Genomic DNA, 15,171 nt, shown 5'->3' with positions numbered 1-15,171 from the left:
AAAGATGTTAAAGTACTCATATACAAACGTGAAAACGCAGAGCGATTTTCAGTTGTATGCCAAAGCGCGTACCAATTTGGCAATAGTTGGTCAGATGGTGTGGCGCTTACTAAAACCCGTCAAACTTAATTATCATATGTGATCTTGCGTGTGGGTCACCACTGTGAATAAGGATTTATAATGCCTGTTATTACGCTTCCTGATGGCAGTCAACGCCATTACGACCATGCAGTCAGCCCCATGGATGTTGCCCTGGATATCGGTCCGGGTCTCGCGAAAGCCTGTATCGCAGGCCGTGTGAATGGTGAGCTGGTAGATGCCAACGACCCTATCGAACAGGACGCTCAGCTCGCGATTATTACCGCGAAAGATGAAGACGGTCTGGAAATCATCCGTCACTCCTGCGCGCACCTGCTGGGTCATGCGATTAAACAGCTGTGGCCGCATACCAAAATGGCGATTGGCCCGGTTATCGACAACGGCTTCTATTACGATGTCGATCTCGACCATACCCTGACTCAGGAAGATATCGACGCCCTCGAAAAGCGTATGCACGAGCTGGCGGAGACCAATTACGACGTCATCAAGAAAAAAGTGAGCTGGCAGGAAGCCCGCGAAACGTTTGTGAATCGCGGTGAGAGCTACAAAGTCGCTATTCTTGATGAAAATATCGCCCGTGACGATAAGCCAGGCCTGTATCATCACGAAGAATACGTGGATATGTGCCGCGGCCCGCACGTGCCGAATATGCGCTTCTGCCATCACTTTAAGCTGATGAAAACCGCAGGCGCTTACTGGCGCGGCGACAGCAGCAATAAAATGCTGCAGCGTATCTACGGTACTGCCTGGGCGGATAAGAAAGCCCTGAATGCGTACCTGCAGCGTCTGGAAGAAGCCGCTAAGCGCGATCACCGCAAAATCGGCAAGCAGCTCGACCTGTATCATATGCAGGAAGAAGCGCCGGGTATGGTGTTCTGGCATAATGACGGCTGGACGATTTTCCGCGAACTGGAAACGTTTGTTCGCTCCAAGCTGAAAGAGTACCAGTACCAGGAAGTTAAAGGTCCGTTTATGATGGACCGCGTGCTGTGGGAAAAAACCGGCCACTGGGATAACTATAAAGACGCGATGTTCACAACCTCTTCCGAGAACCGTGAATACTGCATCAAGCCGATGAACTGCCCGGGGCACGTGCAAATCTTTAATCAGGGTCTAAAATCATACCGCGACCTGCCATTGCGTATGGCGGAGTTCGGTAGCTGTCACCGTAACGAGCCTTCGGGCGCGTTGCACGGCCTGATGCGCGTACGCGGATTCACTCAGGATGATGCCCATGTCTTCTGTACAGAAGAGCAGGTGCGCGACGAAGTGAACAGCTGTATTCGCATGGTTTATGACATGTACAGCACCTTCGGCTTTGAAAAAATCGTGGTTAAGCTCTCCACACGTCCGGAAAAACGCATCGGTACGGACGAAATGTGGGACCGCGCAGAAGCCGACCTGGCCGTTGCGCTGGAAGAGAACAATATCCCGTTTGAGTATCAGCCGGGTGAGGGCGCGTTTTATGGCCCGAAAATTGAGTTTACGCTCTATGACTGCCTCGATCGCGCATGGCAGTGTGGTACCGTTCAGCTCGACTTCTCGCTCCCGGCGCGTCTGAGCGCGTCTTATGTGGGCGAAAACAACGAGCGTCAGGTGCCGGTGATGATTCACCGCGCGATTCTGGGCTCAATGGAACGTTTTATCGGTATCCTGACCGAAGAGTTCGCCGGGTTCTTCCCGACATGGCTTGCTCCGGTACAGGTCGTGGTGATGAATATCACCGATTCGCAGTCTGAATATGTTAACGAATTGACCCGTAAACTACAAAATGCTGGCATTCGTGTAAAAGCAGACTTGAGAAACGAGAAGATTGGCTTTAAAATCCGCGAGCATACATTACGTCGTGTCCCATACATGTTGGTTTGTGGCGATAAAGAGGTCGAAGCAGGCAAAGTGGCCGTTCGTACCCGCCGTGGTAAAGACCTCGGTAGCCTGGACGTCAACGACGTAATCGAAAAGCTGCAGCAAGAGATTCGCAGCCGCAGTCTTCAACAACTGGAGGAATAAGGTATTAAAGGCGGAAAACGAGTTCAAACGGCACGTCCGAATCGTATCAATGGCGAGATTCGCGCCCAGGAAGTTCGCTTAACAGGTCTGGAAGGCGAGCAGCTGGGGATTGTGAGTCTGAGAGAAGCTATCGAAAAGGCTGAAGAAGCTGGAGTAGATTTAGTTGAGATCAGCCCTAACGCCGAGCCGCCAGTTTGTCGCATCATGGACTACGGCAAGTTCCTTTATGAAAAGAGTAAGTCTTCTAAGGAACAGAAGAAGAAGCAAAAAGTTATCCAGGTTAAGGAAATTAAATTCCGTCCTGGTACAGATGAAGGCGACTATCAGGTAAAACTCCGCAGCCTGATTCGCTTTCTTGAAGAAGGCGATAAGGCCAAGATCACGCTCCGCTTCCGCGGTCGTGAGATGGCCCACCAGCAAATCGGTATGGAAGTGCTTAACCGCGTGAAAGAAGATTTGCAAGAACTGGCAGTAGTCGAATCCTTCCCTACGAAGATCGAAGGCCGCCAGATGATTATGGTGCTCGCTCCTAAGAAGAAACAGTAAGGCCTTCAAGTAGCATTGTCTGTGGAGCCTTTGGGCTTCACAGGTTTTGTTCGCCTACGTTTCGTTTAATTAACAATGCGAAGTGGATGTAATTAAAATGCCAAAAATTAAGACCGTACGCGGTGCTGCTAAGCGCTTCAAAAAAACCGGTAAAGGTGGTTTTAAGCATAAGCACGCTAACCTGCGTCATATTCTGACCAAAAAAGCGACTAAGCGTAAACGTCACCTGCGCCCGAAAGCCATGGTTTCCAAAGGCGATCTGGGTCTGGTAATCGCGTGCCTTCCGTACGCATAAGCCGTTTAACTTTTAACTTTTTTACAGAATAGAAACAGGAGAGCACTATGGCTCGCGTAAAACGTGGTGTGATGGCACGTGCACGTCATAAGAAAATTTTGAAACAAGCTAAAGGCTACTACGGTGCGCGTTCTCGCGTATACCGCGTTGCCTTCCAGGCTGTTATCAAAGCAGGTCAGTACGCTTATCGTGACCGTCGTCAGAAAAAGCGTCAGTTCCGTCAGCTGTGGATTGCACGTATCAACGCAGCAGCACGTCAGAACGGTATTTCTTACAGCAAATTCATCAACGGCCTGAAAAAAGCCTCTGTTGAAATCGACCGTAAGATTCTGGCTGACATCGCCGTATTCGACAAAGTGGCATTCTCTGCCCTGGTTGAAAAAGCGAAAGCAGCTCTGGCGTAAGCCAGTTGAAAGAGGGAGCTTGTCTCCCTCTTTTAATTTCTGCCATATCAATCTGTTGACATTTTTACTGGCGGGCCTTTCAATAGGGTAATCCGTCATTAAGCCAGTCAAGGTAACGCAAGCATGAACGCTGCCATTTTCCGCTTCTTTTTTTACTTTAGCGCCTGAATCAGAGGGGCTTTGCGCGTAAGAAAAGAAACGGAAAATCAACGCCAGAAGCCTCCATCAGGAGGCTTTTTTTATATCTGCCATTTATGGGTCTGTTTCAAGTGGCAGGCGACACAACGCGCAGTCGGCTTACGCTGGCGCCAGGCGTGTCACCTGAAACAGAAGAATAACAAGACAGAGTTCAACAAACCGGCGCAAGCGCCGAATAACGAGGAAAACCATGCCACATCTCGCAGATCTGGTTGCCAGTGCAAAGGCGGCCATAACCAGCGCCCAGGATGTTGCCGCGTTAGATAACGTACGCGTCGAATATTTAGGGAAAAAAGGGCATCTGACCCTTCAGATGACCACCCTGCGTGAGCTGCCGCCGGAAGAGCGCCCGGCCGCGGGCGCTGTTATCAACGAAGCCAAAGAGCAGGTTCAGCAAGCCCTGAACGCGCGTAAAAATGAACTGGAAAGCGCTGCGCTGAACGCACGTCTGGCGGAAGAAACGATTGACGTTTCGCTCCCGGGCCGTCGCATTGAGAATGGCGGCCTGCATCCGGTCACCCGTACCATCGACCGTATCGAAACCTTTTTCGGCAAGCTTGGTTTTACCGTGGCGACGGGCCCGGAAATTGAAGATGACTACCACAACTTCGACGCGCTGAACATTCCGGGGCATCACCCGGCGCGTGCGGACCACGACACCTTCTGGTTCGACGCCACGCGTCTGCTGCGTACTCAGACTTCCGGCGTGCAGATCCGCACCATGAAAAACCAGCAGCCGCCGATCCGCATCATCGCGCCGGGCCGCGTGTATCGTAACGACTACGATCAGACTCACACCCCGATGTTCCATCAGATGGAAGGGCTGATCGTCGATACCAATATCAGCTTTACCAACCTCAAAGGTACGCTGCATGACTTCCTGCGTAACTTCTTTGAAGAAGATTTGCAGATTCGTTTCCGTCCGTCCTACTTCCCGTTTACCGAGCCGTCCGCAGAAGTGGACGTCATGGGCAAAAACGGCAAGTGGCTGGAAGTGCTGGGCTGCGGCATGGTGCATCCGAACGTGCTGCGTAATGTCGGCATCGATCCGGAAGTTTATTCCGGCTTCGCATTCGGGATGGGCATGGAGCGTCTCACCATGCTGCGCTACGGCGTGACCGATCTGCGCGCTTTCTTCGAAAACGATCTGCGTTTCCTCAAACAGTTTAAATAAGGGCAGGACAGGACAATGAAATTTAGCGAACTGTGGTTACGCGAGTGGGTTAATCCGGCCCTCGACAGCGAGGCGCTGGCGAATCAAATCACCATGGCGGGCCTGGAAGTGGACGGCGTGGAGCCGGTTGCGGGCGCGTTTCACGGCGTGGTCGTCGGTGAAGTGGTTGAATGCGGCCAGCATCCGAATGCCGACAAACTGCGCGTCACGAAAGTGAACGTCGGCGGCGATCGTCTGCTGGATATCGTCTGCGGCGCGCCGAACTGCCGCCAGGGCCTGAAAGTGGCCGTGGCGACCGTGGGCGCGGTACTGCCGGGCGATTTTAAAATCAAAGCGGCGAAACTGCGTGGCGAGCCGTCCGAAGGGATGCTCTGCTCGTTCTCCGAACTCGGCATTTCCGACGATCATAACGGCATTATCGAACTGCCGGCAGACGCGCCGATTGGCGCTGATATCCGCGAATATCTGAAGCTTGACGATAACACCATTGAAATCAGCGTAACGCCGAACCGCGCCGACTGTCTCGGTATTATCGGTGTGGCGCGCGATGTCGCGGTGCTCAACGCCGAGCCGCTGAATGCGCCGGACATCGCGCCGGTCGCGGCCACCATCAACGATACGCTGCCGATTCAGGTCGATGCCGCAGACGCCTGCCCGCGTTATCTGGGCCGCGTCGTGAAAGGCATTGATGTGACCGCGCCGACGCCGCTGTGGATGCGTGAAAAACTGCGCCGTTGCGGCATCCGCTCTATCGATGCCGTGGTTGACGTGACCAACTACGTGCTGCTCGAACTGGGCCAGCCAATGCATGCGTTCGATCTCGACCGTATCGACGGCGGCATCGTGGTGCGTATGGCGAAAGAGGGCGAAACGCTGACGCTGCTGGATGGCAACGAGGCGACCCTGAATGCGGATACCCTGGTCATTGCCGATCACAACAAGGCGCTGGCGATGGGCGGTATTTTCGGCGGCGAGCACTCCGGTGTAAACGGCGAAACCCGTAATGTCCTGCTGGAATGCGCGTTCTTCGCGCCGCTCGCCATCACCGGCCGCGCGCGCCGTCATGGCCTGCATACCGACGCGTCTCACCGTTATGAGCGCGGCGTTGACCCGCAGTTGCAGTACAAGGCGATGGAGCGCGCCACGCGCCTGCTGCTCGATATTTGCGGCGGCGAAGCGGGCCCGGTTATCGATGTCACCCGCGAAACCCACCTGCCGACGCGCGAAACCATCACGCTGCGTCGCAGCAAACTCGATCGCCTGATTGGCCATCACATCGCGGATGCGCAGGTTACTGATATCCTCACGCGTCTCGGTTGCGACGTCACAGCAGGGCAGGACGAATGGCAGGCCATAGCGCCGTCATGGCGTTTTGACATTGCGATTGAAGAAGATTTGGTGGAAGAAGTGGCCCGCGTTTACGGCTACGACAATATTCCGAACGAGCCGGTGCAGGCCTCGCTGGTTATGGGCACCCACCGCGAAGCGGAACTGTCGCTTAAGCGCGTGAAAATGCTGCTGAACGATCATGGCTTCCAGGAAGTGATCACTTACAGCTTCGTCGATCCGAAAGTGCAGCAGCTGCTGCATCCGGGTGAAGAAGCGCTGATCCTGCCAAGCCCTATCTCCAGCGAAATGTCGGCGATGCGTCTGTCGCTCCTGACGGGCTTGCTTACTACGGTCGTGTACAACCAGAATCGCCAGCAGAGCCGTGTTCGTATCTTTGAAGCGGGCCTGCGCTTTGTGCCTGATACGCAGGCAGACCTCGGGATTCGCCAGGATCTTATGCTGGCTGGCGCGCTGTGCGGCAACCGTTATGAAGAGCACTGGGATCTGGCGAAAGGCGGCGTTGACTTCTACGATTTGAAAGGGACGCTGGAGTCGGTTCTGGAACTTACCGGTAAATTATCTGAAATTGAGTTCCGCGCTGAAGCTAATCCGGCCTTGCATCCTGGCCAAAGTGCTGCCATTTATTTAAAAGGCGAACGCATTGGTTTTATTGGCGTTGTGCATCCGGAGCTTGAGCGTAAGCTTGACCTCAATGGCCGCACGCTGGTGTTTGAGCTGCTCTGGAGCAAGGTTTCTGAACGTGCTTTACCGCAGGCGCAGGAGGTTTCCCGCTTCCCGGCGAACCGCCGCGACATCGCCGTTGTGGTGTCTGAAAACGTACCGGCAGCAGATATTTTGGCCGAGTGTAAGAAAGTTGGCGCAAATCAGGTAGTTGGCGTAAACTTATTTGACGTGTACCGCGGTAAGGGTGTTGCGGAGGGTTATAAGAGCCTTGCCATCAGCCTGATCCTTCAGGATACCGGCCGTACACTCGAAGAAGACGAGATTGCCGCTACTGTTGCGAAATGTGTAACGGCACTAAAAGAGCGATTCCAGGCATCATTGAGGGATTGAACCTATGGCGCTTACAAAAGCTGAAATGTCAGAATATCTGTTTGATAAGCTTGGGCTTAGCAAGCGGGATGCCAAAGAACTGGTAGAGCTGTTTTTCGAAGAGATCCGTCGCGCTCTGGAAAATGGCGAGCAGGTAAAACTCTCCGGTTTCGGTAATTTTGACCTGCGTGATAAGAACCAACGTCCCGGACGCAACCCGAAAACCGGTGAAGATATTCCCATTACGGCTCGCCGTGTGGTTACCTTCCGCCCGGGGCAGAAATTGAAAAGTCGCGTAGAGAACGCTTCGCCGAAAGAAAGTTAATCTGACCTGACCAAAAAGGCCGCATCCTGCGGCCTTTTTTCTTTGCCCTGCGTAAAGCGAGCCGTAAAATCAAAGGCATGAAATCTCAACTGGCCTCACTTTCCCTCTGCATCCATAGCCAACGCCGCCGCGAGCGACGCGTGTTGATGGGCCTTTCGCTGGCGCTGCTGCTGGCAGTAATGGTGAGCCTGTGCGCAGGCGACGTCTGGCTCTGGCCGACGGCGTGGTCAGGCGACGCAGGAAAACTCTTCGTCTGGCAAATCCGGCTCCCGCGAACGATCGCCGTCGTGCTGGTGGGCGCCGCGCTGGCGCTGTGCGGCGCCATGATGCAGGCGCTGTTTGAAAACCCGCTCGCCGAACCCGGCCTGCTTGGCGTCTCTAACGGCGCGGGCGTGGGACTGGTGGCCGCGGTCATGCTGGGCGGCGGCGCGCTGCCTGGCTGGGCGCTCGGGCTATGCGCTATCGCGGGCGCGCTTATCGCCACGCTTATCCTGCTACACTTCGCGAGGCGTCATCTTTCCACCAGCCGTTTGCTGCTGGCGGGCGTCGCGCTCGGCATCGTCTGTAGCGCGCTGATGACCTGGGCCGTCTACTTTTCCACCAGTCTCGATTTGCGCCAGTTAATGTACTGGATGATGGGCGGTTTCAGCGGCGTCGACTGGCAGCAGGACTGGCTGATGCTGGCGCTGCTTCCGCCGCTGGTCTGGGGCGGGATGCAGGCGAGGGCGCTCAATATGCTGGCGCTTGGCGAGATCTCTGCGCGCCAGCTCGGTCTACCGGTCTGGCTGTGGCGCAACGTGTTGGTTATCGCGACGGGCTGGCTCGCGGGCGTCAGCGTGGCGCTGGCGGGCGCGATTGGTTTTGTCGGCCTTGTCGTGCCGCATATGCTGCGTCTGTGCGGCATTGCCGACAACCGCGCGTTGCTACCCGCCGCGATGCTCGCAGGCGGCGGCGTACTGCTGGCGGCCGACATTATCGCCCGCCTGACGCTTGCGGCCGCAGAGCTGCCGATTGGCGTGGTTACCGCCACCCTGGGCGCGCCGGTATTTATCTGGCTATTATTAAAGGCTGGACGCTAGTTCCATCACACCATTCTTAAGGGGAAGCTATGCAACACGACATTCTGAATACCGAAGTGACCACCATTGACGGTGAAACCATTTCGCTTGAGCAGTACAAAGGCAAAGTCCTCCTGATCGTCAACGTCGCCTCTAAATGCGGGCTGACCCCGCAGTATGAGCAGCTGGAAAATATTCATAAAGCCTGGGAGCCGTCAGGGTTCCGCGTGCTGGGCTTCCCCTGCAACCAGTTCCTGGGCCAGGAGCCGGGCAGCGAAGACGAGATCAAAACCTTCTGCAGCACCACCTACGGCGTGACCTTCCCGATGTTCAGCAAAGTCGACGTCAACGGCGACAACCGCCATCCGCTGTATCAGAAGCTGATTGCCGCCGCGCCGAAAGCCGTCGCGCCGGAGCAGAGCGGTTTCTATGAGCGTATGGCGAGCAAAGGCCGCGCGCCGCTCTACCCGGATGACATCCTGTGGAATTTCGAAAAATTCCTGGTCGGCCGCGACGGGCATGTGATCCAGCGTTTTTCGCCGGATATGACGCCGGAAGATCCGATTGTGATGGAAGCCATTAAGCTGGCGCTGGCGAAGTAATGACGCCTTTGATGCAACTGCGTGACGTCGCAGTGGGCACCCGCCTTGGGCCGCTCAGCGCGACGCTTGAGGCGGGCGATATCGTCCATCTGGTCGGCCCCAACGGGGCGGGCAAAAGTACGCTGTTGCATCGTATGGCGGGGTTGACTGAAGGCGCAGGCGAGATCCTCTTTAACGGCACACCGATGGCGTTACTGAATACGGCAACGCTGTCGCGCCAGCGCGCCTATCTTGCCCAGCAGCAGACGCCGCCATTCGCCATGCCGGTGTGGCACTACCTGACGCTGCACGGCGGGGCGCAGTGCGCAGCCGCGCTGGAGGAGGTGGCGCACAGCCTGATGCTCGACGACAAATTGACGCGTCCGGTTAACGCGCTTTCCGGCGGCGAGTGGCAGCGCGTGCGCCTTGCCGCCGTTATCCTGCAAGTCCATCCGCGCAATCATGCCCACGGCAGGCTGCTGATTCTGGACGAACCGATGAACAGTCTGGACGTCGCGCAGCAGGCCGCGCTCGACCGGCTGTTGTTGACGCTGCCGCAGGCGGGCATTGCGGTGGTGATGAGCAGTCACGATCTCAACCATACGCTGCGCCACGCCCACCGCGTCTGGCTGCTGCGCGATGGCAAAATGCTCGCGCAGGGCGCGCGCGACGAGGTGATGACGCCATCGCGGCTCGGCGAGGCTTACGGCCTGCCGTTTCGCCGTCTTCAGGTGGACGGCCACAGTGTGCTTATCAATGCGCTCTGAGCGCGACCATCTTGCCAGCAGACGCGCTGGCGGCTACATTAGCGAAAAATCATAAGGCCAGAGGATTTGCCTGAAAAATGCGGCTATGGATCTTTCTTGTTGCGACGCTGCTGCTGGCGGGATGTAGCTCCCACCGCGCGCCGCCGCCGAACGCACGCCTTTCCGACTCCATCACCGTGATTGCCGAACTCAACGACCAGCTTAACCACTGGTACGGCACGCCTTACCGCTACGGCGGCATGAGCCGCGGCGGGGTAGACTGCTCCGGCTTCGTGATGATGACCTTCCGCGACCGCTTCTCGCTGAGGCTACCGCGCGAAACCCGCCAGCAGGCGGAGATCGGCACCGAAATCGATAAAGACGATCTGTTGCCGGGCGATTTGGTCTTTTTTAAAACCGGCTCCGGGCAAAACGGTCTCCATGTCGGTATCTACGACACTGATAACCAGTTTATCCACGCCTCCACCAGCCGCGGCGTGATGCGCTCTTCTTTAGATAACGTCTACTGGCGCAAGAAGTTCTGGCAGGCGCGCCGTATCTAGTTTTCGCCCGCTGCGTCCGCGGCGGGTTTCTCTTCTTATCCTTTATTTTGTCGTTTTTTTAAACATAATGAGAGCGCTCTCACAAAGGGCGTGTGCCGTCTGAGCTACAGTAAATCTGTATTGAGAGCGCTCTCATTTTAACGTCACGCAACGGGGGATTTCGCATGTATCACGCAACACGGGGTGCACCATGAGTCTCTATTCCGGATTAATGGCGCTGGTCGAGCGCCATATCGCGCCGCTTGCCGGACGCATCGGTACCCAGCGGCATATCATCGCTATTCGCGATGGTTTCATCTGCGCCATGCCGTTTCTCATTATCGGCAGCATCATGCTTATCATCGCCAATCCGCCGTTTGATCAGGCGACGACTTCCGCGTTCGGCAGGCTCTGGCTCGGCTTTGCCAAAGCGCACTGGAACACCATCACCATGCCATTTTTTATGACGATCGGGTTGATGAGCCTTTTTGTCTCCATCGGAACGGCGTATAGCCTGGCGAAATCGTACCAGCTGGACGGGCTGACGGCCGGGCTCTTGTCTATGACCGCTTTTTTGCTTGCCGCCGCGCCGCAGGTGGATAACAAACTGTCGCTTGATTTTCTCGGCGGGCAGGGCGTGTTTACCGCGCTGTTATGCGCTATCTGGTCGGTTGAGCTGACGCGGCTTCTAAAAAAATATGGCATCACGCTGCGCCTGCCGGAACAGGTGCCGCCCGCTATCGCGCGCTCGTTTGATCTGCTGTTGCCGATGACCGGCATTCTGCTGACCGTCTATCCACTGAGCCTCGTGATGCAAAGCGAATTCCAGATGCTTATCCCGGCGGCGGTCATGCAGCTTTTCCAGCCGGTGATCGCCGCAGGCGACAGCCTGCCTGCGATTTTGCTCTGCGTACTGCTGGCGAATCTGCTGTGGTTTGCCGGTATCCACGGCGACAACCTGGTGCAAGGGTTACTGAATCCGCTGTTCATGGCGAATATCGCGGCCAACGCGGCGCTGATAGCCCAGGGCGCGCCAGCTACGCAGATCCTCACGGCCCCGTTCTGGGCATTCTATGTGTGTATTGGCGGCTCCGGCTCGACGCTGGTGCTGGCGCTGCTGTACCTGCGCAGCCGCTCAGCGCATCTGAAAACAATCGGGCGGCTCAGCCTGGCGCCCGCGCTCTTTAACATTAACGAGCCGCTGCTGTTCGGGTCGCCCGTGGTGATGAACCCGACGCTGTTTGTGCCGCTGCTGCTGGTGCCGCTGGTCAACGCCGTGCTGGCCTGGGCAGCGCTGGAGATGGATCTGGTGCAGAAAATGGTGGCGATGGCCCCCTGGACTGCGCCCGCGCCGCTTGGCGCCATGATCTCAGCCGCCTGGGATATGCGCGCCGCGCTGCTGGTGGTGGTTTTGCTGGCGGTTGACGGACTGCTCTGGTACCCCTTTTTTAAAGTGTATGAAAAACAACTGATCGGCCAGGAGCAGGCGCGTGAAGGCGACGCCGTTACCGCTCCGGCGCAGACCAACGGGAGAACCTCATGACTGAACAGGCTATCAAAATCGCCATCATCGGCGGCGGCAGCAGCTATACGCCGGAGCTGGTGGAAGGGCTTATCGCCCGCAAAGAAAGCATCGCGCTGCATGAACTCGCGCTGGTGGATGTCGAACCGGGGCGCGAGAAAGTAGAGATCATCGCAGGACTGACGCGCCGGATGCTCGACAAAAACGGCCTGACGCACGTACGCGTAACGGTGCATTTCATGCCCGATGAGGCGATTCGCGGGGCGCAGTTCGTGCTCACGCAGCTGCGCGTGGGCCAGCTCCCGGCGCGCGCCGCCGACGAGCGGCTCGGACTGAAATATGGGCTGATAGGCCAGGAGACTACCGGCGTCGGCGGGTTTGCCAAAGCGCTGCGCACCATTCCGGTGTTGCTTGATATCGCCCGCAAGGTGGAGGCGCTGGCGCCGGACGCCTGGATAATTAACTTCACCAACCCGGCGGCGATTGTCACCGAGGCGGTGCAGCGCTACAGCCGGGCGAAAATTATCGGCCTGTGTAATGTGCCCGTCACCATGCACCATATGATTGCCGCCATGCTCGGCGCGCCGTCGCAGGAGGTCGCGCTGCGGTTTGCAGGGCTCAACCATATGGTGTGGGTGCACCAGGTGACGGTGCGCGGCGAAGACCGCACGCAGGAGGTGCTCGATAAGCTGTGCGACGGGGCGACGCTCACGATGAACAACATTCAGGAGGCCCCGTGGCCTGCGCCGCTGCTGCGCGCGCTCGGCGCCATCCCGTGCCCGTACCATCGCTATTTCTACTTAAGCCGCCAGATGCTGGAAGAAGAAGTGGAGGCGGCACGCGGGCGCGGCACCCGCGCCGAACAGGTAATGGCCGTTGAGCGGGAACTCTTCGAGCTCTATAAAGATCCGCACCTGGCGCAGAAGCCTGAGCAGCTCAGTTTTCGCGGCGGCGCGTTCTATTCGCAGGTGGCGCTGGAGCTTATCGACGCCATTCATAACAATCGCGGCGCGACGCTTGTGGTCAATACCGCCAACCGCGGGGCTATTCACGGGCTGCCGGACGACGCCGTGGTAGAAACTAACTGCGTGGTGGACGCGCAGGGCGCGCATCCGCTGGTGTTCGGCGCGCTGCCACCTGCGATGCATGCCTTAACGGTGCAGGTGAAAACGTATGAGCGGCTCACCATTCAGGCGGCGGTGGAGGGCTGCCGTGGTAGCGGCTTGCTGGCGCTGATAACTAATCCGCTGGTGGGCGACGCGGTGCTTGCCGAATCGCTGCTGGGTGAGGTGCTGACGCTCAACCGCGACTACCTGCCGCAATTCCGGGGATAAGCTCACCCGGCGCGAAAATTTCGGGTACTATCAGGTGGTCTCGCAGATGAAAGGGATCGCCTGATGGTTACTCTGGAAGATGTCGCCGCCCATGCGGGCGTGTCCCGCGCTACGGTTTCCCGTGTGGTAAATGGCGACAGTAAAGTCAAATCACAAACCCGCGCGCGCGTCGAAGCGGCGATTCAGACGCTCGGGTACTCGCCTAATCCGGCGGCGCGTGCGCTGGCCTCCAGTCAGAGCCATACCCTTGGACTCGTCACCACCTCTTATCGCGGCGGCTTTTTCGGCGCGCTGATGGATACCGTACAGAGTGAAGCGCAGCGCCACGGCAAACAACTGCTGGTGACGCAGGGGCGTGACAGCGCGCAAAACGAACGTGACGCCATCAGCCAGCTTTACAATTTGCGCTGCGATGGCCTGCTGTTGCATATCCGTATGCTGAAAGACGACGCGCTGCGCGAAATGGCGGCGGCGGGGCGGCGCTTTATCGTGCTGGACCGCGACGTGCCGGGGCTGGAATCACGCTGCGTCACGTTTGATCATCGCGGCGCCAGTACGCTTGCCACCCGTTATTTTCTGACGCGCGGCCACACGGCGATTGCCTGTCTTCACGGCCCGCTGTCGCGCTCCTCCAGCCGTTTGCGGCTACAGGGCTTTCTCGACGCCATGCAGGCGGCAGATCTTACCCCGGTGGCCTGTCTGGAGGCGGATTACTCGCTACAGGGCGGCTACCTGCAAATGCAGGCGCTGCTGGCGCGCGCGCTTCCCACCGCCATTTACTGCTGCAATGAAGAGATGGCCGTGGGCGCGATGCTCGCGATTAATGAAAAAGGCTTACGGATCCCGCACGATATTTCTTGTATCTGTTATGACAGCGGTGAGCGCGCCGATTTTGTTCGCCCACGTCTTACCAGCGTTCACTTTCCCATTACGGAAATGGCGCGTTTCGGTGCGAGAAAATTACTGGAAGAAGAAACTGAACAGCAAATATTCACGCCAAAAATGATGGAGCGTGATTCTGTAAAGGATCTGACTAAAGCTGGTATCAAATGAAATACCAGGATAAGCTCTTTCTGTAAGGAGTAATCTGAAATTGGTGCCGAAACGGCAGGATAAATAGTTTAACAGAATCAACCTGGTTGCACGTAGTGGTGACTTAATCCAGTATAGCGGGTTCCTATTAATAACGCGCAGGGCAGACAATATGATTGTTTCGCTCGATACACGGTATCAGTCTTATCTGCTGTTCGCCCCGATCGCCCATACCTCCGGGGGGCCGTTGGGCATGGAAGTTATTGCCCATTTCACCAGCCTGAACGCACAGGTTCGCTTTCCGACGGAATTCATTATCCCGCGAATTAATCCTGAAGAAAGATTAATGCTTTTTTACGAAAAAATAAGTTTGATTGAAAAGTGGCGCGAGGCATTTATAAAAAATTCTCTTTTCGCCGTCGTAAACATTGATCATAAGATAGCCAACGCTATTTTATCCAGCCCGACATTACGGGCACGGCTCGCGCAATTACCGTTTCTTGAGTTAGGTATTAATGAGAATTTTCCTGAACTTAATAAAGGTAAAGAAAATAAAACGATGTTCTCGCTGTCGCGTTATTTTCCATTAATGCTGTGTAACTTTGGCGCCGGGGCCGCCACAGGGCGAGCGATTTTCGACGGCTTGTTCCGTCGCGTGGCGCTGGATAAAACGTTTGTGCAAAAACGGCGCGCGGGCGGGATGTTTGAACCTTTTATGTATGCGATTGCGAATCAGGTCGGGCCCTGCTGCCAGACGCTGATCCTGCCTGCTGTCGATAACGACGAGGCACTGGACGAGGCGCGCCGCCTCGGCTTCAATGGCGCGCAGGGCACCTTGTGGCCCGCGATGGATGGCGAAACCCTCGTTCTGACGCTTGCCATGGCGCAATAACCTTAAACCTGCACCGTGTTTAACGCCTCCA

15 protein-coding genes, 1 pseudogene and 1 other annotated feature are annotated in these 15,171 nt (G+C 56.7%); all 16 genes and pseudogenes read left to right on the top strand.

Annotated elements, in window-relative coordinates; all coding sequences use genetic code 11:
- Positions 1-180: 180 nt before the first annotated feature.
- The 16 genes and pseudogenes from thrS to AB8W27_RS11530 all read left to right on the top strand — a co-directional run bounded on the left by thrS (position 181) and on the right by AB8W27_RS11530 (position 15,140).
- A complete protein-coding gene (thrS, locus tag AB8W27_RS11605; protein WP_007760428.1) occupies positions 181-2,109 on the top strand; it encodes a threonine--tRNA ligase in 1,929 nt (642 codons plus the stop codon).
- A gap of 3 nt (positions 2,110-2,112) precedes the next feature.
- Complete coding sequence (gene infC / locus AB8W27_RS11600) at positions 2,113-2,655, top strand: translation initiation factor IF-3 (RefSeq protein WP_015741001.1); 543 nt, start codon at positions 2,113-2,115, stop codon at positions 2,653-2,655.
- A gap of 97 nt (positions 2,656-2,752) precedes the next feature.
- Entirely contained in the window at positions 2,753-2,950 is a 198-nt protein-coding gene (rpmI, locus tag AB8W27_RS11595) for a 50S ribosomal protein L35 (RefSeq protein WP_001124225.1), read from the top strand.
- 47 nt (positions 2,951-2,997) lie between these two features.
- Positions 2,998-3,354: a 50S ribosomal protein L20 gene (gene rplT / locus AB8W27_RS11590; RefSeq protein ID WP_007760430.1), complete on the top strand. Its 357-nt coding sequence runs from the start codon at positions 2,998-3,000 to the stop codon at positions 3,352-3,354.
- Positions 3,355-3,472: 118 nt separating this feature from the next.
- Positions 3,473-3,597: a sequence feature (Phe leader region), on the top strand.
- Positions 3,478-3,522 carry a pheST operon leader peptide PheM gene (gene pheM, locus AB8W27_RS11585; protein ID WP_106120997.1) on the top strand — a complete coding sequence of 15 codons (45 nt, stop codon included), beginning with the start codon at positions 3,478-3,480 and terminating at the stop codon, positions 3,520-3,522. Its footprint overlaps the feature before it by 45 nt.
- Before the next feature lie 145 nt (positions 3,598-3,742).
- Positions 3,743-4,726, top strand: coding sequence for a phenylalanine--tRNA ligase subunit alpha (gene pheS / locus AB8W27_RS11580; protein WP_007760431.1), 984 nt, complete (start codon positions 3,743-3,745; stop codon positions 4,724-4,726).
- Between the two features lie 15 nt (positions 4,727-4,741).
- Positions 4,742-7,129 (top strand): phenylalanine--tRNA ligase subunit beta, encoded by a 2,388-nt coding sequence (gene pheT / locus AB8W27_RS11575; protein WP_015741002.1) that lies wholly within the window; start codon positions 4,742-4,744, stop codon positions 7,127-7,129.
- A gap of 4 nt (positions 7,130-7,133) precedes the next feature.
- Positions 7,134-7,433, top strand: a complete 300-nt coding sequence (gene ihfA / locus AB8W27_RS11570; protein WP_007676383.1) for an integration host factor subunit alpha — start codon at positions 7,134-7,136, stop codon at positions 7,431-7,433.
- Between the two features lie 77 nt (positions 7,434-7,510).
- A complete protein-coding gene (gene btuC, locus AB8W27_RS11565; protein ID WP_041923474.1) occupies positions 7,511-8,512 on the top strand; it encodes a vitamin B12 ABC transporter permease BtuC in 1,002 nt (333 codons plus the stop codon).
- Positions 8,513-8,541: 29 nt separating this feature from the next.
- A complete protein-coding gene (locus tag AB8W27_RS11560) occupies positions 8,542-9,093 on the top strand; it encodes a glutathione peroxidase (protein WP_015741004.1) in 552 nt (183 codons plus the stop codon).
- Entirely contained in the window at positions 9,093-9,839 is a 747-nt protein-coding gene (gene btuD / locus AB8W27_RS11555) for a vitamin B12 ABC transporter ATP-binding protein BtuD (protein ID WP_015741005.1), read from the top strand. The genes AB8W27_RS11560 and btuD overlap by 1 nt, the downstream gene beginning before the upstream one ends.
- 77 nt (positions 9,840-9,916) lie before the next feature.
- Positions 9,917-10,381 (top strand): NlpC/P60 family protein, encoded by a 465-nt coding sequence (locus AB8W27_RS11550; RefSeq protein WP_007760440.1) that lies wholly within the window; start codon positions 9,917-9,919, stop codon positions 10,379-10,381.
- A 190-nt stretch (positions 10,382-10,571) separates the two neighbouring features.
- Complete coding sequence (locus AB8W27_RS11545; protein WP_041923475.1) at positions 10,572-11,903, top strand: PTS sugar transporter subunit IIC; 1,332 nt, start codon at positions 10,572-10,574, stop codon at positions 11,901-11,903.
- Complete coding sequence (locus AB8W27_RS11540) at positions 11,900-13,216, top strand: 6-phospho-beta-glucosidase (RefSeq protein ID WP_041923476.1); 1,317 nt, start codon at positions 11,900-11,902, stop codon at positions 13,214-13,216. Before AB8W27_RS11545 ends, AB8W27_RS11540 begins: the two co-directional genes overlap by 4 nt.
- Before the next feature lie 54 nt (positions 13,217-13,270).
- Positions 13,271-14,269: pseudogene (locus AB8W27_RS11535) on the top strand (LacI family DNA-binding transcriptional regulator); the annotation flags it as partial.
- Between the two features lie 151 nt (positions 14,270-14,420).
- The gene (locus AB8W27_RS11530) at positions 14,421-15,140 is read left to right on the top strand and encodes a cyclic di-GMP regulator CdgR (protein WP_015741009.1); all 720 of its coding nucleotides are present in this window, start codon (positions 14,421-14,423) and stop codon (positions 15,138-15,140) included.
- Positions 15,141-15,171 lie beyond the last annotated feature (31 nt).

It is taken from the genome of Cronobacter turicensis, from assembly GCF_041222865.1.
Classification (GTDB): Bacteria; Pseudomonadota; Gammaproteobacteria; order Enterobacterales; family Enterobacteriaceae; genus Cronobacter; species Cronobacter turicensis.
This window is presented reverse-complemented; position numbering and strand designations above follow the sequence as displayed.